15 protein-coding genes and 1 pseudogene are annotated in these 19945 nt (G+C 37.8%); 9 read left to right on the forward strand and 7 right to left on the reverse strand.

From position 1 onward, the window contains the following. Window positions 1-27: 27 nt before the first annotated feature. From NSQ61_RS16215 to NSQ61_RS16230, 4 genes are all read right to left on the reverse strand, one after another. A complete protein-coding gene (locus NSQ61_RS16215; protein WP_340807562.1) occupies window positions 28-1950 on the reverse strand; it encodes an ABC transporter permease in 1923 nt (640 codons plus the stop codon). Continuing rightward, on the reverse strand, window positions 1940-2701 hold the full coding sequence (locus tag NSQ61_RS16220) for an ABC transporter ATP-binding protein (protein ID WP_117016894.1): 762 nt from the start codon (window positions 2699-2701) through the stop codon (window positions 1940-1942). The genes NSQ61_RS16215 and NSQ61_RS16220 overlap by 11 nt, the downstream gene beginning before the upstream one ends. A 94-nt stretch (window positions 2702-2795) precedes the next feature. Then, on the reverse strand, window positions 2796-3800 hold the full coding sequence (locus tag NSQ61_RS16225; protein ID WP_063389122.1) for a sensor histidine kinase: 1005 nt from the start codon (window positions 3798-3800) through the stop codon (window positions 2796-2798). Further along, window positions 3793-4488, reverse strand: coding sequence for a response regulator transcription factor (locus NSQ61_RS16230; protein ID WP_117016918.1), 696 nt, complete (start codon window positions 4486-4488; stop codon window positions 3793-3795). The genes NSQ61_RS16225 and NSQ61_RS16230 overlap by 8 nt, the downstream gene beginning before the upstream one ends. Before the next feature lie 308 nt (window positions 4489-4796). On the opposite strand from NSQ61_RS16230, the gene NSQ61_RS16235 reads away from it, so the two are divergent. The 4 genes from NSQ61_RS16235 to NSQ61_RS16250 all read left to right on the forward strand — a co-directional run bounded on the left by NSQ61_RS16235 (window position 4797) and on the right by NSQ61_RS16250 (window position 8018). After that, a complete protein-coding gene (locus tag NSQ61_RS16235; protein ID WP_063389120.1) occupies window positions 4797-5702 on the forward strand; it encodes a carbon-nitrogen hydrolase family protein in 906 nt (301 codons plus the stop codon). Beyond that, window positions 5668-6336 carry a GNAT family N-acetyltransferase gene (locus tag NSQ61_RS16240; protein ID WP_235600487.1) on the forward strand — a complete coding sequence of 223 codons (669 nt, stop codon included), beginning with the start codon at window positions 5668-5670 and terminating at the stop codon, window positions 6334-6336. Before NSQ61_RS16235 ends, NSQ61_RS16240 begins: the two co-directional genes overlap by 35 nt. A 245-nt stretch (window positions 6337-6581) precedes the next feature. Next, window positions 6582-7127 (forward strand): hypothetical protein, encoded by a 546-nt coding sequence (locus NSQ61_RS16245; RefSeq protein WP_063389119.1) that lies wholly within the window; start codon window positions 6582-6584, stop codon window positions 7125-7127. A gap of 441 nt (window positions 7128-7568) precedes the next feature. After that, complete coding sequence (locus tag NSQ61_RS16250) at window positions 7569-8018, forward strand: SgcJ/EcaC family oxidoreductase (protein WP_063389118.1); 450 nt, start codon at window positions 7569-7571, stop codon at window positions 8016-8018. A gap of 386 nt (window positions 8019-8404) precedes the next feature. Here NSQ61_RS16250 and NSQ61_RS16255 read toward each other — a convergent pair whose 3' ends face one another. The 3 genes from NSQ61_RS16255 to NSQ61_RS16265 form a co-directional block, all read right to left on the reverse strand. Beyond that, the gene (locus NSQ61_RS16255; protein WP_340807566.1) at window positions 8405-9607 is read right to left on the reverse strand and encodes a transposase; all 1203 of its coding nucleotides are present in this window, start codon (window positions 9605-9607) and stop codon (window positions 8405-8407) included. Window positions 9608-9770: 163 nt separating this feature from the next. Beyond that, window positions 9771-11342, reverse strand: coding sequence for a bifunctional metallophosphatase/5'-nucleotidase (locus NSQ61_RS16260; protein ID WP_340734367.1), 1572 nt, complete (start codon window positions 11340-11342; stop codon window positions 9771-9773). Between the two features lie 243 nt (window positions 11343-11585). After that, on the reverse strand, window positions 11586-12695 hold the full coding sequence (locus NSQ61_RS16265; RefSeq protein WP_340807568.1) for an IS4 family transposase: 1110 nt from the start codon (window positions 12693-12695) through the stop codon (window positions 11586-11588). A gap of 722 nt (window positions 12696-13417) precedes the next feature. On the opposite strand from NSQ61_RS16265, the pseudogene NSQ61_RS16270 reads away from it, so the two are divergent. The 5 genes and pseudogenes from NSQ61_RS16270 (at window position 13418) to kdgD (ending at window position 19818) form a co-directional block, all read left to right on the forward strand. Then, window positions 13418-14296, forward strand: a pseudogene (locus NSQ61_RS16270) (IS982 family transposase). 112 nt (window positions 14297-14408) lie between these two features. Beyond that, window positions 14409-15764 (forward strand): MFS transporter, encoded by a 1356-nt coding sequence (locus NSQ61_RS16275; protein WP_340734448.1) that lies wholly within the window; start codon window positions 14409-14411, stop codon window positions 15762-15764. 466 nt (window positions 15765-16230) lie between these two features. Next, window positions 16231-17259, forward strand: coding sequence for a mannonate dehydratase (locus NSQ61_RS16280; protein ID WP_340734365.1), 1029 nt, complete (start codon window positions 16231-16233; stop codon window positions 17257-17259). Between the two features lie 23 nt (window positions 17260-17282). After that, entirely contained in the window at window positions 17283-18812 is a 1530-nt protein-coding gene (gene garD / locus NSQ61_RS16285; protein WP_340734364.1) for a galactarate dehydratase, read from the forward strand. Between the two features lie 82 nt (window positions 18813-18894). After that, entirely contained in the window at window positions 18895-19818 is a 924-nt protein-coding gene (gene kdgD / locus NSQ61_RS16290; RefSeq protein ID WP_340734363.1) for a 5-dehydro-4-deoxyglucarate dehydratase, read from the forward strand. Window positions 19819-19945 lie beyond the last annotated feature (127 nt).

Raw genomic sequence — 19945 nt, forward strand, 5'->3', positions numbered from 1 at the left:
ACTGACTTTTTGGACAGTTCCTTAATATTAAAGAGCCGCTTTTATTACTTTTTTATAATAAAGTACGGAGAGAAAGCCGAAAATCGAATACAAAGCTGTATATAGCAGCATGACGAGAATCATTGGCGTCCAGAGCTCTGTGCCGAATAAAAACCATCCGGATTGAACGGCAAAGTAGCTGTGGAAAAGCCCGATGATCAAAGGAATCCCAAAATTAAAAGCTTGTTTGGCTTGAACTCCTTTGAGCAAGTCGCCTTGTGTGAAGCCGAGTTTTCTTAAAATGGTATAATTTAGCTTTTCATCTTCGCTCTCATCCATTTGTTTGAAATAAAGAATGCAGCCGGATGTAATCAGAAAAGTTAAACCTAAAAAGCCGACAATAAACATGCTGAGCCCCATAGATCGTTTTTGATTGCTGCTCATGGCGAGCCGTGAATCATGATTGCCGCTAAACGTCGTTTTTTGAAAGATTTCATTAGCTTCCTGTATTTTAGCTTCATCTTGAATATCAATTCCTATATGAACAGACGGTTTCATGTCCATGTCCTTTTGTAAACGGTCAAATATCGTTTCGTCGACAATGGCAACAGGCAGGCCGCCGCCTGTGAAAAAATAGGAAATGTAGTATTCCTTTTGTAAACCTAAATATTTTTGCGGTATGACTTCGTGCCGGCCTTTTAATTCGATTTGACCGGAACTTTTCAGCGGCATAAACTTCTGCATCATATCGTTATACCCTGCAAAAAGAGTTTCATCTGGAGACAGATTGATCTTTTCTACATCGTCGTCACTAATGATTGGGAGAGGCATGGATGCCGGGTCAACTTTCAATTCCTTCAGCTTTGTATCTAATATTTTCTCCATATTGATGTTTGCGTGGATCACATCAATCATTTTTTCACTGTATGGAATGTGATGCGCATGTAATGCTTCTTTAAAATGCTTTGCATCTTCCGCATTCGTCAGAGCAAAATCGGCGGCGACATAATTTTCAGCGGATTTTTCCGATGAATAGTAGGAAATATAACTTAAAGATAACAATCCGATGGCAAGAGCAGAGACGGTTGTAATGATCGTTAATAATAAAGCATTTGACTTCATTCGGAACATAATCGATGAAAGAGATAGTACCTCATGAATATTTAAATAACCATCCTTCTTTTTTCTAATGAGATAAAAAATAAAGCTGACAGACCCTTTATAAAATAAATAGGTTCCGATAATGACAGATCCTAGTATAAAGATCATCGCAAGGAATAGCTCATTCATCGTAGTAAAATCGCCGCCAAATAACTTAGACGAAATATAGTAGCCTATAATGATGAAGAATATGCCGAGAATCCCGATAATCATTTCCAACAGGGATACTTTTTTTACTTCTGTAGTGGAAGCAACTTTAAATAAAGATAAAATGTTCTGCTTTTTAATAAATACGTAATTCAACAGCATGATACAAAGATAAATCGCACTAAAAACGATCACTGTTTGGATCAAAGCATTAGGTGAAAAAGTAAGCGTTGCAATGGCATTGACACCGGTAATTTTAAACAAAATCATAATGAATAATTTGGAGCTGGCAAATCCAATAAAGACTCCAATGAATAATGAGCTGAAATAAATGATAAAATTCTCAGCCGTAAGAATGCGGAATATTTTCCCTTTTGTCATGCCGATTAATTGTAGCAAGCCAATTTCTTTACTGCGCCGTTTAATGAAGATGTTATTGGCATACAAGAGAAAGACAGTCACAATGACAATCAATAATACGGATGCAGTTCGAATGGCAGCAGCCCCTTTAATCGAGCCTTTTGTTGCATCCATTGACGGATCATATTGCAATGTGACAAACGCGAAATAAAGGGCTACTGTAAACATTAAGGCAAATACATATAAATAGTAGTTTTTCAGATTTTTTTTCAAATTACGGAAAATCAGCTGATTAATGCTCATTTTGCACCCCGCCTAATACCCCTTGGGTTTTCATAATATGCTGAAAGAACGTTTGTCTTGTTTCTTCCCCTTTTATTAATTGGGTATAAATTTGTCCGTCTTTTATAAAAATGACCCTGCTTGAGAAGCTTGCTGCAACCGGATCGTGGGTGACCATAACAATGGTGGCTTTTCGTTTTTGATTTAATTTTTGCAGCTTGTTTAATAGATCAGATGCCGACTTTGAATCAAGGGCGCCTGTTGGTTCGTCGGCAAAAATAATGCTCGGCTCATGAATAAATGCCCTTGCTGCTGAAGTGCGCTGTTTTTGGCCGCCGGAAATTTCATTCGGATATTTGTCTTTGATCTCATAAATTCCTAGTTCTGTCGCTAGTTCATTAAATTTTTGCTCCGCGTCTTTTTTTGCTGTTTTTGTAATGGATAAAGGCAGCAGGACGTTTTCTTTCACTGTTAGTGTATCGAGCAAATTGTATTCTTGAAAGATGAATCCTAAATGTCTTTTGCGGAATTCAGCCAGTTGTTTTTCTTTCATGCTTACAATGTCTTTTCCTTCTATTTTGATCGTTCCTTGGCTGACTTGATCAATAGAGGATAGAACATTGAGCAATGTCGTTTTCCCTGAGCCGGATGCCCCCATGATGCTGACGAATTCTCCCTTTTCGACACGAATGTCCAATCCCTTTAACACTTCTTGTTTATTAAATTTGTTTCCATAGCTTTTGTAAATTTTTGTTGCCTCTAAAATATACATATCGCGTCCCTCCTTGATATTTTTATCATAATCGTCCTTCTTGTATTTTTCCTTCGATTCAGCGAACAAAATGAAAAAGCATGTGACAAAATTGTCACATGCTTGTAATGCGGACAAATTCATTTTTCTTTGGAAAGGTTAAGGTAACAGTCGTTCCTTCTCCAAGCTTTGACTCTACTTTAATATCTATCAGCAATGTTTCGGCGGCTTTTTTCGCCAAGTATAATCCCATGCCTGTTGAGGCATTGTCCTGATGTGCGGTCGTGGATGTGAAGCCCTTGTCAAAAATACGCGGCAGATCCTTCGGGTCAATGCCACGGCCAAAATCCTTCACTTTGATCATTGTCTGATCATTTTGCCGATAGCTTTGAATGATGATATCGGATGAATCGCTGTATTTTACCGCATTTGTTAACAGCTGTCTCATGATAAAGGCGAGCCATTTCGCATCGCTTAGCACTTCGGCAGCCTCTAGCTCGACCTCAAACCCAATTCCTTTTTGCATACACCATGATTGCAAAGCTTTTATCTCTTTGAAAATGAGTGGTTCCAGTGCAACATTTTCAATATATAAATCATTTTCCATGAAAGGAATCCGTTTTTGATGAAGCTGCTGGTCAAGCAGCAGATGAATGCGCAGCCATTCATATGTCAATTGTGCTTTGATAACTTCATCATCTAATCGTTCAATGATTAAATGCATCGCTGTCAGCGGTGTTTTAACTTCATGAATCCATGACAGCAATTCATCTTTTTCCTGCTCGAGCGCAATTCGATTTTGCGAAGCCTCTTGTTTCAAAAGCTTCGTTTGGTTTATTATCCGCTGTTCAATCATTTTTTCAAAAGGGCTTTCAGCATTCGCTATACTTGTTAAATCAAGGCTGTTTTCCCATCCTTCCAAGCTTTTATAAAACTTTGTTTCTTTATTGTAGCGGATGATGACAAAAATGAAAAAAATAATCATCAATAAAAAGACAATATAGAGAACGGACTTTAATGAAATGGTTGAATCAAGATAAGAAATAAAAAGGATAAACAGCTGCATGAATAAAAAGAGAAGGATCCAGCTCTTTCTTTCAATAATATATTTTTTAATCATATACGGCTGCCTCTTCCTTTGCTATGTAGCCTTGGCCGACTTTCGTTTCAATAAAGCGTCCCAACCCGAGCTCATCCAATTTTTTTCGCAAACGATTGACATTGACCGTTAAGGTATTATCGCTGACAAAGCGCTCATCCTCCCACAGGCTTTTGATTAATTCTGTCCGGCTGACGATTTTGTTTTTCTTCTCAAGCAAATGCTTTAATATCAATAGTTCATTTTTAGTTAGTTCAATTGTTCCTTTATCATTTGTGACTGTATTGTTCTCATAATCGACCGTCGCCCCGCACCATGCCTTCAGCTTCATTTGTTCTGTATTATAGTTGTATACTCGGCGGAGAATTGCTTGTATTTTTGCGATAAGCACCTCGAAATGAAACGGCTTTTGTATAAAATCATCCGCTCCAAGCTGCATTGACATCACCATATCGGTCGGGTGATCCCGCGATGATAAAAAAATAATCGGAACATTTGAATGGGAGCGGATCATTCGGCACCAATGAAATCCATCAAACTTTGGCAGCTGAATATCAATGATGACCAAATCAGGCTTGATGGCTGTAAATTCTTCAATCACTTTTCCAAAGTCAGTAATGCCGTATACATCATAAGACCATTGTAATAACCGTTCTTTTATTTCATGAAACAGGGTGGTGTCATCTTCAATGAGCAAAATTTTAAACAATGCTTTCACCACACTTTTCCTCTGATCTTTTTAAACGTTTCGCTATTCCATAGTGCTGTCGATTTAAAGAACAGCGGTTCGTTTTTTTCGATGTTTTGTATAATTTCCAGAACACATTTTGAATGTGTGGCTGTTCAAAAGTTTTTCGGTCTTCTGAAGATTGTAATATCACGTGATAATTCATTTTCGTTCACTATCTTTTGCATAATTATTATACTGTATTTAGCAAATTAAATTAAACTGGTTTTATGTTATACTTTGTTCAGTAATAAGCGGGGAACAGATTATGATGAAGGGAAAGAGGCTACATGAAAATACGTGTATCTGCTGTTCAATATCATCTTCATTCCATCGGGAGTTTTGAAGATTTTGCAAACCAAGTAACGCATTATGTGAAAACCGCAGAAGAGTTTGATGCTGATTTTGTTCTTTTTCCTGAATTTTTTACGACTCAATTGCTGTCCATTCCGAATCAAAAGCAGACGATTCAAAATTTACCTCATTATACGGACCGATATTATTCACTATTTACATCGCTTGCTAAAGAAACGGGCATGCATATTATTGGAGGCACTCATATTATCGAAAAAGAGGGACGATTGTATAATACAGCCCATTTATTTTATCCCGATGGCCGGATAGCTGAACAAGCGAAGCTTCACTTGACGCCGACGGAAGTGAAAGAATGGCATCTGACTCCCGGAGAAACGGTTCAAATATTTGAGACCGAAAAAGGAAAAATTGCCATGTTGACTTGTTATGATATCGAATTTCCAGAAATCGTTCGAATTGTACGAGGAATGGGAGCTGACGTTGTGTTCTGTCCGTCTTGTACAGATGACCGCCACGGATTTCAACGAGTGCGGTATACAAGCCACGCCAGAACGATTGAAAATCAAATCTATGTGGTGACAACAGGGACAGTAGGTTCGCTTCCTACCGTTGATTTTATGAGGGCAAATTTTGGCCAGGCAGCGGTCATTACTCCGAACGACATCCCATTTCCGAAAAACGGGATCTTGATGGAGGGGGAAATAAACCACGATATGATTATTACGGCGGATCTTGATTTATCTCTCTTATACAAAGTGAGAGAAAACGGATCTGTCACCACTTGGAGAGACCGCCGCTTTGATTTGTATCCTGATTTAAGTGTTCATGGACGAAAGGGGAATGGAGATGAGCCGTTACAGAAAGAGATTTTATCTGAATAATCAAGGTCGCAATGTCGAAGTGGTGATAAGGAATTATAATGAAGCAGATTTTGATGAATTAATTGAAATTCAAAAGGAAAGCTTTCCGCCGCCTTTTCCATCAGAACTTTGGTGGAATAAAGAGCAATTAACGAATCACGTGACATTGTTTCAGGAAGGCGCTTTATGTGTTGAGGTAGAAGGAACGTTAGCAGGATCGATGACATCTTTAATCGTGAATTTTGATCCCGCCCATCCTGATCATACTTGGGAAGAGATAACGGACAACGGCTATATCCGTAACCATGATCCGAATGGCAACACTTTATATATTGTGGATATTTGCATCCGTCCGTCCCACAGAAAGCTGGATTTAGGAAAATGGCTTATGCAATCAATGTACGAAGTAGTTGTCCATAAAGGATTGGATCGCTTGCTCGGCGGCGGCAGAATGCCGGGATATTATAAATATGCGGATGAGATGTCAGCTGAACAATATGTCGATGCTGTCGTCAGCGGAAATTTAAAAGACCCGGTTATTTCATTCCTTCTCCGTTGCGGACGGACGCCTCTTGGAATTGTGGCTAATTATTTGGAGGATGAGGAATCCCGTAACTATGCTGTTCTAATGGAATGGAAAAATCCGTTTAAATAAGTAATTGAAAAAAGCTGCTTGAACGCCAATTATTGGTGATACAGCGGCTTTTTTTCATGCTCGCTCTACTAATATTTTAAACTTGCTTTCACATGGAATATGAGCCAGTTTCCATATCAAACTTCGGCTTTTTGGATCTGTACCTCCGATATGATCGTTCGGTATTTACATATTGCAGCCATTGCCTATTCACTTTTGCCTAAGGTAAAATCAAACATAATAAGGCATGACTGGGGCGATAAATAGTGGATGAACGAACGAAGCATTATTTTGCGGAATTGCAGTCAAGTGATAAAAATGCGCAGTACGAAGCGTACAGCAGCATTATGAAGATCACTGAAGAAGAAGTCGATTGGGCGTATGAAGTATGGGATCAGCTGAAGGAAGAGCTGACAAGTAAAGACCCTCATAAGCGCTCGCGTGCTGCTCAGTTTTTAAGCCGCTTAGCGATCAGCGATCCCGAACAGCGAATGTTGGAGGATTTTCCTCAAGTTTGGGAAGTAACCTATGATAAAAAGTTTGTAACTGCCAGACATAGTTTGCAGGCTATTTGGAGGATTGGTTTAGCTGGGGAAAAGCAAAAAGAGATGGTTATCCGTCATTTGGCAGCTCGGTTTGACAACTGTGTTGACGAAAAACATGCGACACTTATTCGGTTCGATATTATTCAAGGGCTGCGAAACTTGTATGATAAAGTGCAGGATGAAGCGATCAAGCAGCTTGCCTTCGATTTAATTGAAAAGGAAGAAGATCCGAAATATCAAAAAAAATATGCAGCAGTATGGAAATAGAAAAAAAGAGCCGTCAGTAGCAACACTCCCAGTAAATGAATGGCAATATGATTGCAAGAATGATTGTTTGCTGATTATGTAGTGGCTTTAGAGGATCGGAAGGTATTTGCAGACTGTCGCAGGCATTCATTTCCAACAGATTAATTGAAGAACAAACATATTCTTACAATAACAGAAGGAAAAATAATGCCCTTTTAAAGTGATTGCACATCAAATAAATGCCGTTTGAAGTGAAAAAAGAAGAAAATTTTCATTTTGAAGTATTATACGCTGTCAAGCTTCTATAAAAAATGCTTTTGATCATTCGTCTCAGCGTTTCAAAGCAGAGGTTTCAAAAGAAAAAACTGCACGTAAATATTAAATCGGCAACATTTTATAAAAAAAATTTTTCAGTTGATTGGCTATCATAGAACAAAGAATTACATTTCGGAGTGATAAACGATGGAAAATTCTCAAATAAATGAAGTTCAAGAGCTGTACCAGCAACTAATTAATGCGTGGAACAATCGAACTGCTAGCGGAATGACGGATCTGTTTACTAAGGATGGCGAAAGCATTGGTTTCGATGGCAGTCAGTCGATTGGACGCGATGAAATATTCGCACATCTCCAGTCCGTCTTTGAACACCACCAGACAGCTAAATTTGTCAGCAAAGTGAAAAATGTCCGGTTTCTAGCTCCTGATATCGCTATTTTACGAGCGATTGCCGGTATGGTTCCTCACGGCCAGTCCGATTTAAATCCTGATGTGAACACTCATCATACACTTGTTGCAGTGAAAACGGAAGGAATTTGGCGTATTCAACTTTTTCAAAATACTCCAGCTCAGTTTCATGGCAGACCTGAATTGGTTGAACAAATGACCGAAGAGTTAAGACAGCTGCTTAAATAATCCATGTCCTGTTCAGGGGAATGGTGAAATATACTTTCATGCAAAAAGAAGATTAGGAAAATCCTAAATCTTCTTTTTTGATGTGTGCGAATAAAACGCTTCACATTTTCATAACGAAAAAATCATTTTTATATAATCATCGTTGATATCAAATTTGTTATTAATGACTTTTTGTTGCTGTAAGCCTTTGTGATATTTGGACAAGTATACTTTGATACCTATTAGTGGCATTTGTTTTAAATGAGCATTTTGCAAAATTAGATTTTTATTAAAAAGAGTTTTAAAAGAAACCCAAATAAATTGGGGTATTTTGTATCTTTGGTTTACAAATATTCTGTTTGTCCTTTTTTGGGCATACTTGCAGAATTTTTCGCTTTAAAAATTTTTTAAGCGGTTTGTTGCTTTTTACTCTCTTTTGCCATTGCGAGAGCTGAAACCAGTAATACGATGGCGTTCAAGTAAATATGAGTTTTTACTTTATCGATTCCCCACACATGCAGGGAGTTCGCTGTAAGATAACTTTTCATTCTTGAATTGCACCGTTCTACACTGGTTCGCTCATTGTAAAGTTCTTTCCAACGTTTGGAATCGCGGTGTGGATTAGAGTACCGGCGAAGATCCTTATTCACGTTAATTTTTACTACCATTCCATAGTTGGAAGATGAACAGGCTGCCATTCCTAATGGGCAATCCACTTTTCCGGTTGCGTGTGGACATCTGAATTTGAGCTGGTCCTTATTGGCTCCCCAATAAGTCATTTCGTACCCCATAGAACAGCGTGGGGTTCCATTGGAGGCAATTCCTTCGGGAGGCTCCTTTTCATTACGCAAATTGAGTGGAATAATAGCTTGAGCCCCGATGTTCTTGGCGGATTCGTAGTTTTTAAGCTGGTCGTACCCACCATCCATTATCAGGAAATCAATTTTAGAGTTTGTACAACTCTTTACTTGTTCAATTAATTGTGGTGCGACATCCCCATCGTTGATATGAGCAGGGGTTACTTCAATCGCCATTGGTAATTCACTTTTGGTGTCAACGGAAAGATGCATCTTATAGCCAAACCAAGTCATTTTATTACCGAAGGAATCAAACTTTGCCCCCCAATTGGCGTTGCCTGTTTGTTCACTTCGCTTCTTAGGCTGCTTCTTTTCGTAAGCATCAATGGCGGCACTGTCGATAGCCTGATGGTTTCCATCAATTACTCCTTCCTCTTGAGCTAACTGGACGAGATCTTGAAAGATTCTTTTCACGAGTCCAGTTTTGGTTAGTGAAGAAAATACTCGGCTAAGAGTAGAGATGGATGGTGCAGGCCTGCTAATATCTAAACCACATTGGTAACGAAAACGCAGGTCATTTTTCAATCGATTGTGAAGAGAAGTAAAAGTATCAATACCTTCTAATGGGGCAGCGATAAGAGCCCTTAATATCCCTTCTTTGGAATGTCCTTCAGCCCCTTGGGGTGAAGAACTTTTCAATTGTTTAGCATAAGGACGCAAATCTAGAACACTAAAAAGGATCGGTAATTTCTCTTTTGACTCTAAAATTTGCAATTCTTCAAAGGAAAATAGACTTTCTTGTAGAATATACAAAGTGACTTCCTCCTTGTGGATTTTTGTGGTTTGGTCACTTCAAAATTCTACAAATAAGGGGTGAAGTCCTTTTTTATGCTTTAGAAAACCTTATGGCTCTTGGGTTGAAAAATGTGCAAAATGCTCAAATAAAAAGCGGGCAAATCGGAAAATGCTTTTACTACTATAAAACTACCCTCCAATTATGATTGCAAGCTGCGATGATAGTTTTGTGCTCTAATATGTAGTTGGCAATGAGTTCGGTCATGTCGATGGGGATATTTTTAACGATCGGTTTTTCTTTAAACATATCAAAATTGCCTGTTCCACCTGCGCGGTAGCTGTTCATGACGACATCATATTCTTTGTCAAGCTCCAATGGGCTGCCGTGATAATTTAGCTTCACAACTCGTTGGCCAACTGGATTAGAGATTTTTAATTCGTATTCAATTCCTTCCCACATATCATAATTGTAATGCTGCGGTTTAGGATATAAGAAAGCGGGATTGACAGAAATTGTTCCGTTTTGAACCGTAAAATACTTGGCGCTTTGCTCTAAAGCATCTTTAATATCTTGGCCGCTGATGCGGATGACAGTTAATGTGTTCGGATAAATATAATTGGAAACAATATCGCGCATTGTAACATGTTGTTTGAATCCAGGCAAGTCATTATTGAATAAGGCAGTGGCAGAAATATCAACTTTGGCTGTTTCCATTTGCACCTTATTGATAAATTCTATAAAAGGATTGTCTTGTAATCGGGTCTTCAATGGATCAGATACGGTCATGTCACCAATAACGGTTCCGATCGGCTGATCCAGCCATTTTTGCGTTTCTTGTTCAATATCGGATATCAATGCCAAAACATCTTGATTCGCTTCCATTTTTTCATCAATTTTGATTAAGTTGGAATGACTAACGATTGCGGGGCTGTTTCCATTTGCCTTTTGTCTAACTTTCATCGTCACTTCACCCAAAAATTGCCCCTTATGGCCTGGCTGAATGATTGTGATGCCGTTTAGTTTATCTGCGAGTGGGCGGTGCTGATGGCCTGTGATTAAAATATCAACACCCTCTAGTTCTTGGCACATTTGGTATGCTTGGTTTTCTCCTGTCAGCTGTTCTATAGGCTCTCCAGTTTGTAGATCTCTTTCAAATCCCCCATGATATGAGACGATCATCACATCTGGTTTTTCTTTTTGGCGAATATCGCTCACCCATAATTTAGCCGTTTGCAATGCATCTTTGAAAACAAGTCCCTCAATATTTCGCGGCTCTTCCCAATTAGGGATGAAATGAGTGGTTATACCAAGTACAGCAATTTTGACTCCGTCCAATACCTTGACGAGATAAGGTGTTCCAAAAGCGGGCTCTCCTGTTGTTTGCTTCAAGATATTAGCGGACAGCCAAGGAAAAGCTGATTGATCAATCGCCTTTTGTAAATAACTTCGTCCATAATTAAATTCATGATTTCCCAATACGCATGCATCATATTGGAGATCATTCATAACTTGAATCATCGGATTTTCACTGTCGGGCCTGTTTTTTGCATGGTAATAAGTCAACGGGCTTCCTTGAATCAAGTCTCCATTATCAAGTAAAAGTACATAGCCTTTTTTTCTTTTTTCTTTTATAATCGTGGCTATTTTAGCCAGTCCGAAATTTTGTTCTTCTTTGTCTCTGTAATTGGTCGGGTAAATGTAGCCGTGAAGATCGCTGGTTACAAGCAGATGAATCGCAGTTTCTTTCTCCATTATTTTCCTCCTTCTTTTTTTCATCATAACAAATCGTTGTAAAAATAAAATAGATAATTGAATGAAAAGCAGTAGCGTTGCATAAAAAATAAAAACATTTTATGCAGAATTTTCTGAATAAAATGTTTTATGATAAACGAAAAACAAGGCAGTAACCAACTAAAGGTGATCACTATCCATTTGGTAATAAATGTATTTGTTTTGTTGTTACATGGCTACCGCGCTTCGCCGACTTTTTTCAACTCATTCCCGTTGAATTCGTTCCACCCACACGGTACTTGGTTTCCAAAGAAAAACGCGAAGCCAACGATAAATCTGGGTGAGGGAATGTTTCGATTTCATTTCAAGTTGAATAAGAATGAGTAAACAGTAAGAAATCAGAGCTAAGTAAACCTGATTTTCTACAGCTTCTGGACTCGTTCCATAAAGATGTTTGAGTGTTAAACGTTGCTTAATCCACTTAAAAAATAGTTCAATGGCCCATCGAGAACGATAGATATCACCAAGTTCTTCTGGATCTAGGTCGAATCGGTTCGTAATGATTCGAATTCGATTCCCGTCCGAATCGAATGTTTCGATTAATCGAAAGACATTTTCCGTTCGTTTTTGTGGTGTCCCAATGACCACCATCGAATCAGATAAAATAGAGGAATTGGATGGGACAGAGAACGATTCAAGAAATCGAACATAGGCATTCTTTTTCAGACGGGAGGCGAAAAAGAGGCCTTTATCACAGTAATAATCGAACTTTTCGTAGTCTACATAACCACGATCAAACACGTACATGGCATCTGTTTCGTCGATCAGTTGTTCCATTTGTGTTCGATCATTGTTCCCTGCTGGGGTCATGACCATTTTTTCCGGATAAACCGTATCTTCATTGACAAACACCAGTCGTAAATGAACCTTAATTCCCGACTTCGTTTTGCGAAACGTAGCCCATTGATATTTTTTCAGATTCAGTGAAATGGTCGTAGAATCCACGATTTTTAAGCCACTCACCTGACTGGAGGAATTCGTGGACATCTGGCGGATTTGATTCACTAAATCCAGAAAGATTTCTGCGAGCAATTCGGGTTTTACTTGGCGATGTTTTCGAGAAAGTTGTGAAGCACTAATAGATGTCAATCCTAATTCTCGCTGAAAATCATCCAGTAACGCATCATCGGCGATGGCGCGCAGTCCTTCTCGTTGTTGAAGTTGAGCATGCAAAAACAAAAGTAAATACGCTTTTGTGGTTAATTTTTTCGTATATTTATCTTGTTTCATCTCTTCAATTCTTTGTGTAAATTTAACAGAATTGAGAGGAGTGCCCCATTTACCAAATGAAGAAAATAGTGTATCCTTGTCCATAGACTTCATCCTTTATATTGGATTTGGACAGGGACCACCTGTACCATCCATTATAAAGGATTTTTTTATGGACTTTTTTCAATTCAGAATTTTCGAATTAAATTAATGCAACGCTAGTGACATAAAATCAATAAAAAACAAGAGAAATAATGAAAGACGATATAAAACAGTCATACCAAGAGTTGCAATAAGATATTACTCTGCGAAAGTTGAGTTTTTAAATTTCTAAATTGACTAAATATTTATTTTGTCTTACAATATAAAAAACTTACAAACAAACAATAAAAAGAGGGGAGGCCTAAGACAAGACAAATTTAAATTTAAAAATCGTTATTACCTAAATTATAATTGGTGATTTAACTTATCAATGTGAATGAGGAGGTGTAAATAGAGAAGAAGTAAATTAGATCATAATATCAAGATTAATTATCCATATTGCATACAACAAATATCGTTTATAAACCAACAAAAAGATTTTTGTAAGCGATTACTTCATGTTCTGTATGAAAAATGTTTGAATATTAGCAATTTACTGACCCTATTAATAAACAGAACTTATCTAGAGTTAGTAGTTATTATATATTGAAATAGTCGAAGCAATGAAAAATATAGACTCAATACCCGTGGTGCTAGATAAAATCAAACAAGCATAAAAATAGCCCTTGCATGAAGGATCTCCTTTAAAATGAAAGTGCTACCAAACATTTAAAAGGAGAAGTCACATGCAAGAGCACTTTCACTTTACAACAGACGGAGCGAAAATTCAAAAACAATATGTAGCGATTTTGTTCTTTGTATCTGGACAATTGTCTTTGATTCAGATGTATTTACAACGCCGAAATCGCCATTTGTTGAAGCAAGAAGATGAAGTCATCATCGCCGTCCATGTTCTTGGAAAGTTGTTAGGTTTTACATCCGAACGAGCTTGGCACCGATTTGTGATCGGAAACTTATTTTCGAAAGATTTATTTCCTGAACGCTCTCGATATAACCGTCGTTGTCGAAATCTTGGCTTTGCCGTCAAATGGATACGATATCAACTAGCCAAACGTGGGCAACATCACGCTTATGCGGTAGTGGATAGCTTACCTATTGAACTCTGCCACCACGCACGAATGTATCGCGTCAAACGGTTTTAAGGAATCGCAGATATCGGGTATTGTGCATCCAAAAAGATGGCTTACTATGGGTTTAAGCTTCATCTCCAGATCACTGACCAAGCGCTTCCGATGGGATATGTCGTCACCGAAGCATCCTGTCACGACCGGACAGCTGCGGAAACCGTGATGGCCCAACTTCCTCATCCGTATACATTTGGTGACAAAGGATAGGTGAGCCAAGACTTGCAAAAGAAACTGTATGATGAATACAAGATCACTTTTTGGACGCCCGTTCGGAAAAAACAGAAAATCCATCAATCGAAAGCATGGAAACGATGAATGAAACGAAAGCGCAAAGTCATGGAAACCGTGTTTTCAGTTCTCATTGATCAGTACCGGATCAGAGAGATTCGAGCCAACTCTGTTTCTGGATTTGAATCAGCTTTGGATGGCATTTTACTAGCTTATTCACTCGTCATTCTTGGGCTAGTTGAGCGTTAAAGTTCAACTAGCACCACGGGTAGCCTCAATGTTAGATGTTGTAATTATTAAATGTTCAAATCATCGTGATATGGCTGACAATACTAATGCTAAAAAAGAAGGAGGAATAAATATGTTAGAAACAAACACAAAAAAAGAAGCCGTCGTACAGACAAAATCAAAAAGAAGCCAAGTTCGCTGGTTCATTGTTGCCATGCTGTTTTTAGTCACTTCTGTCAACTATGCTGATCGCTCAACTATTTCTATAGCAGGATCAGCTATACAGAAAGAACTAGGCTTAAGCGCTGTCTCAATGGGGTATATTTTTTCGGCCTTTGCTTGGGCTTATGTTATTGGGCAGATTCCTGGAGGATGGTTTTTGGATCGCTATGGTTCTAAAATTGTCTATGCTTTTAGCATCTTTTTTTGGTCACTTTTCACTTTGCTTCAAGGGTTTGTTGGTTTTGTTAGTGCTGGTGCTGCTGTTGTGCTTTTATTTGTCTTGCGTTTTCTTGTGGGACTATCTGAAGCACCATCATTCCCTGCGAACAGTCGAATAGTAGCGGCTTGGTTTCCATCTCAAGAACGCGGAACAGCTGCCGCTTGCTTTAATTCCGCTCAGTATTTTGCAACAGTTATTTTTGCACCTATTTTAGGTTGGATCACAAGTTCTTTTGGCTGGCCATATAACTTCGCATTTATGGGTGTTTTAGGAATTATTTTGTCTTTTGTTTGGATGAAAGTGATTCACAATCCTAAAGATCATCCCCGTGTAAACCAAGCAGAGTTAGAATATATCGAGCAAGGTGGAGCTCTAATTGACATGGACAAAAATAAGAATAGCAACAAAAGTGATGAAAAACCAAAATTAGTTTATCTGAAACAACTATTAAAAAACCGTATGATGATTGGGATTTATATAGCTCAATTCTGTATTAATACACTTACTTACTTCTTTTCAACTTGGTTCCCAGTATATTTAGTTCAGGAACGCCATATGTCTATTCTTAAAGCAGGGTTTGTTGCCTCTCTTCCGGCAATTTGTGGATTTGCAGGAGGAATTTTAGGTGGTATTTTCTCTGACTATTTGCTAAGAAAAGGCTATTCTTTGACAGTAGCAAGAAAAGTTCCTATCGTTCTTGGGATGTTTATGTCTATGAGTTTGATTATTGCTAACTATGTAGATATGAATTGGATTGTTATTGTTGTAATGGCTCTTGCTTTTTTCGGAAAAGGATTTGGCGCATTAGGATGGGCTGTAATGTCCGATACCTCGCCGAAGGAGTTAGCGGGGTTAAGTGGTGGTTTATTCAATACATTCGGCAATATTTCAGGAATTACAACACCGATTATAATAGGTTATATTGTTGAAGGAACTGGATCTTTCAACGGAGCACTTATCTTTGTAGGAGTGAATGCACTAGTAGCTATATTCAGCTACCTTGTTATTGTTGGTGAAATCAAACGTGTGGAACTAAAAAAAGCATGATTAGAATGCACATGCTATCAAGTAAATATAAAAATCTTAATGGAGCATAGATGTCCATATCATGCTCCATCTTATTTATAGCTGCCGGAGACCTTTATAGAGCATATTGAAATAAGGAATGGAAGCCGCTCATGTAGGTGGAACTAGTGACCTACTATTAATCATTTCATGGATTTCCTACTATCTCATAAAGATAGATCTTAATATTTAATTTTCCCGCAAAATAAAAATTTTAATTGATTATTTATAAATTTATAAATTGACTAAATATTCATTTTGTCTTACAATATAAATAACTTACAAATAAACAATAAAGGAAACTAATTGGATAATCAGGTTTAACTTTGCGATTTTTTATTTACAATCGAGCAAAAAATAGAAAATAGCTATATTTAGCTTAATTCGTATGTGATTTATTTTTTATATCCAACTCCATAAATAATAAATCAATTTATGAGGTGATAAAATGTTTCAAGTTTCAGTTACAGTCAATACTACCAATTTAACTGATCTCGATTTGAAACAATTGTGTCAGCTTGGTGTAGATTGCATTGACTTTGGTAATGGAAATTCCTTCGAAGGGGTTAAAGAACAAGGATATCCTGACTTAGATAAGCTGTTAAAACTAAAAAAGAGAATCCGCTCATGGGGAATGGATATTAATCGGGTAACTCTTCCTAACATTACAGAGAATTTTATGAAAAACCGTCCTGGAAGTGAAAAGGAACTAGAAAATTCATGTAATGCGGTTAAAGTTTTTGCGGAAGCAGGGATAACACTTGTACGGCAACGTTTTGAAGGTGATGTATTTGAAGGTCTTTCTAGAAAATATAAAGCAGTTCAACGTGGAGGAGCTATTGCGCGAGGAGAAAGTATCGGCCTTATGACAGAAAAACGGCAAAAACCTACATTTGAAGAACTTCAAGACTGGTGGAAATCTTTCCAAATCGCTTATAGAGAGCTGGTCCCTATAGCTCAAGAAAATAATGTCAGAATAGCAATACATCCTTCGGATACGCCACATCCAGATTCACCTTTTGGTGGATTAGGACTACACAGAATTATTGACGATTTTCCAAATAAAAATGTAGGGTTTGTTTATTGTGTTGGAACAAGAGCTGAAGCAGGAGGGTCATCTTTAGTTCTTGATGAAATCAACTACTTTGGACGAAAAGGAAGAATATTTTTGGTTCATCTTCGTAATGTAAGAGGAAGTTTACCAACCGAAGGGGCATTTGAAGAAGCATTATTAGATGATGGTGATTTAAATATGTTCAGAATATTTCTTGAACTTAGGAAGGTTGGTTATCAAGGATGTATCAATCCCGACCATGTTCCAATTTTGACCGGAGATGAACCGGACTACGACGACAGATGGAAGTATTCCAATATCGGTTGGAAGACTTCCAGCATAGGATTTGCTTATTCCATAGGATATGTAAAGGCCTTAATAGCAGCAATGTATGAATTTGAAGGAAAACCAATATATAAATAATCAATACTGAAGGGGGAGTAATTTTGAAAGTTTATAGAAATAATCGCCCACCATTGTACATACAGGTACATCCGGATGACAATACGGCTATTATTGTAAATAGTGGCGGATTGGATGAAGGCACTGAATTTCCTTGTGGCTTAAAATTAATCGAGCGAATACCGCAAGGGCATAAAGTTGCCCTTCGCGACATTTATGAAGGTGAAGAAATTGTAAGATATGGAGAAGTTATCGGTTATGCCAAAACTACAATAAAAAAAGGGAGTTGGGTAAAGGAATCATTAGTGCTTATGCCGACTCCTCCAAAACTAACTTCTTTAACCTTTTCTAATAAGGTTAAAGAAGTTCTTCCGTTAGAGGAGGAATTCATTTTTTTAGGATTTCGCAACGAAGATGGTACAGTAGGCACCAAAAATATTCTGGGGATTACTACAAGTGTTCAATGTGTAGCTGGTGTTTTAAATGTTGCTGTAAAGAAAATAAAGGAGGAACTTTTGCCTCTATTCCCTAATGTTGATGATGTTATTGCCATAAATCATGCTTACGGCTGTGGTGTGGCAATCAATGCACCTGATGCAGTAATCCCGATTCGTACTCTTCAAAACTTAGCGAGACATCCTAATTTCGGTGGGGAACTGATGATTATCGGATTAGGATGTGAAAAATTATCTCCCGATCGTTTAAACAATGGCATTAATGACAACATCCTCATTTTACAAAATGAAAATGGATTTATGAATATGATTAATTCCATTATGGAAATGGCCGAAAAAAAGTTAAAAAAACTAAACGAAAGAAAGAGAGAGAAAATACCTGTTTCAGAATTGGTTATAGGTGTACAATGTGGTGGAAGTGATGCCTTCTCCGGGGTAACTGCTAATCCGGCTCTAGGTTATGCTGTTGATCTCCTAATTAAATCAGGAGCAACTGTATTATTTTCGGAAGTTACTGAAGTGAGAGATGCGGTGCATCTGTTGGCACCACGTGTAATTAATGAAGAAGTAGGAAAAGCGCTAATCAGAGAAATGGAATGGTATGATAATTACTTAAGAAGAGGGGAAGCCGATCGTAGCGCTAATCCGTCTCCAGGAAATAAACGTGGTGGATTAACAAATGTTGTAGAAAAGTCACTTGGTTCCATTATCAAATCCGGAAGCACACCAATTGTAGATGTATTAGCTCCGGGGGAAAGAGTAAGAAAAAAAGGACTTATTTTCGCAGCTACACCTGCCAGTGATTTTGTTTGCGGAACTCTTCAATTAGCATCAGGAATACATTTGCAAGTTTTCACAACAGGAAGAGGCACACCTTATGGATTATCAATGGTTCCGGTAATCAAAGTATCTACTCGAAGCGAACTACGCGAACAATGGCCTGATCTGATTGATATCGATGCCGGAAAAATCGCTACTGGAGAAGCAACAATTGAAGAAGTTGGTTGGGAGATTTTTAAAGAAATTATAGAAGTAGCAAGCGGAACAAAAAAGGCATGGGCCGATAAATGGAAAATTTATAATGATTTAGTTTTATTTAATCCATCTCCAGTAACATAAACAAAAAATATTAAAAACATATACAATTGTCTTACAATATTATTGACTTAAGTATATAATTAAAGAAAGGCGGAACTTACTTATGGATAAATTAAGAAAATCCCCTAGGGGGATTATGGGATTCCCAGTGACGCCAATGGATTCTAGAGGCAACATAGATCTTGATGGTCTAAGGGCAAATATCGATTTCTTAATTAAATCCGGGTTATCATCAATATTTGTCGTTTGCGGAGCCGGAGAACTACAATCAGTTAGTAATGATGAATATAAGGAGATTGTGAGAGTTGCTTTAGAGAGAACGAAGGGAAAAGTTCCTCTTTATACAGGGGTTGGAGGAAATATTAAACAGGCTTTGGAACAGGCAAGAATTTCGCAAGAGTTAGGAGCCAATGGATATTTAATCTTTCCTCCTTATCTCATAGACCCTTCCCAAGACGGTTTATATGCTTACTTAAACACCATTATTAATAGTACAGACTTAAACGCTATCGTATATAACAGAGGCAATTGTATGTTAGAGGTCGAAACGCTTCAAAAATTATGCGAATTACCACAACTAGTGGGTTTCAAAGATGGAATAGGTAATATTGAGTTGAATGCGGAACTTACGCATGCCATAGGCGATCGCCTCGAATGGATTAATGGAATGCCCTTAGCAGAAGTAACAATGGCAGCTTATCTTAATCTTGGCTTTAAGTCTTATTCATCTGCTATTTCTAACTATATTCCGCATATTTCTATCAAATACTATCATGCGCTGTTAAACGGAAACAAGGCAGAAGGGCGTGAAATCTACGAAAATGTAATTCTTCCTATTCATAGAATTAGAAAAAAGAAAAAAGGATATGCAGTAGCACTTATTAAAGCAGGCATGGAAATAGTAGGTTTACCAGTAGGTACTAATGTAAGACCGCCAGTTACACCAGTGGAGAAAGAACATTATGAAGAGCTCGAACACATAATCAAAAAAGCATTAGAAAAATATCCAAATGATGTAAAGGTTTAATTAGGAAACTATTCTTGAAGCAGGATTTGTTTCTATACTTCCTGTCTTATTTACCTTTATTGTCTTTGTACTTGGAGAAACTTTTTTAATAAAGAATGCTTGGTATCTAATCAAATGTCTGTGCCTT

The sequence above is a fragment of the Aeribacillus sp. FSL K6-1121 genome, assembly GCF_038003725.1.
In the GTDB taxonomy this organism is placed as follows: domain Bacteria; phylum Bacillota; class Bacilli; order Bacillales; family Aeribacillaceae; genus Aeribacillus; species Aeribacillus composti.

Excerpts from the sequence above, each read along its gene's own strand:
- NSQ61_RS16215 (WP_340807562.1), bottom strand. The coding sequence starts at position 1,950 with ATGAGCATTAATCAGCTGATTTTCCGTAATTTGAAAAAAAATCTGAAA.
- NSQ61_RS16220 (WP_117016894.1), bottom strand. The coding sequence starts at position 2,701 with ATGTATATTTTAGAGGCAACAAAAATTTACAAAAGCTATGGAAACAAA.
- NSQ61_RS16225 (WP_063389122.1), bottom strand. The coding sequence starts at position 3,800 with ATGATTAAAAAATATATTATTGAAAGAAAGAGCTGGATCCTTCTCTTT.
- NSQ61_RS16235 (WP_063389120.1), top strand. The coding sequence starts at position 4,797 with ATGAAAATACGTGTATCTGCTGTTCAATATCATCTTCATTCCATCGGG.
- NSQ61_RS16240 (WP_235600487.1), top strand. The coding sequence starts at position 5,668 with ATGAGCCGTTACAGAAAGAGATTTTATCTGAATAATCAAGGTCGCAAT.
- NSQ61_RS16250 (WP_063389118.1), top strand. The coding sequence starts at position 7,569 with ATGGAAAATTCTCAAATAAATGAAGTTCAAGAGCTGTACCAGCAACTA.
- NSQ61_RS16260 (WP_340734367.1), bottom strand. The coding sequence starts at position 11,342 with ATGGAGAAAGAAACTGCGATTCATCTGCTTGTAACCAGCGATCTTCAC.
- NSQ61_RS16265 (WP_340807568.1), bottom strand. The coding sequence starts at position 12,695 with ATGGACAAGGATACACTATTTTCTTCATTTGGTAAATGGGGCACTCCT.
- NSQ61_RS16275 (WP_340734448.1), top strand. The coding sequence starts at position 14,409 with ATGTTAGAAACAAACACAAAAAAAGAAGCCGTCGTACAGACAAAATCA.
- NSQ61_RS16280 (WP_340734365.1), top strand. The coding sequence starts at position 16,231 with ATGTTTCAAGTTTCAGTTACAGTCAATACTACCAATTTAACTGATCTC.
- kdgD (WP_340734363.1), top strand. The coding sequence starts at position 18,895 with ATGGATAAATTAAGAAAATCCCCTAGGGGGATTATGGGATTCCCAGTG.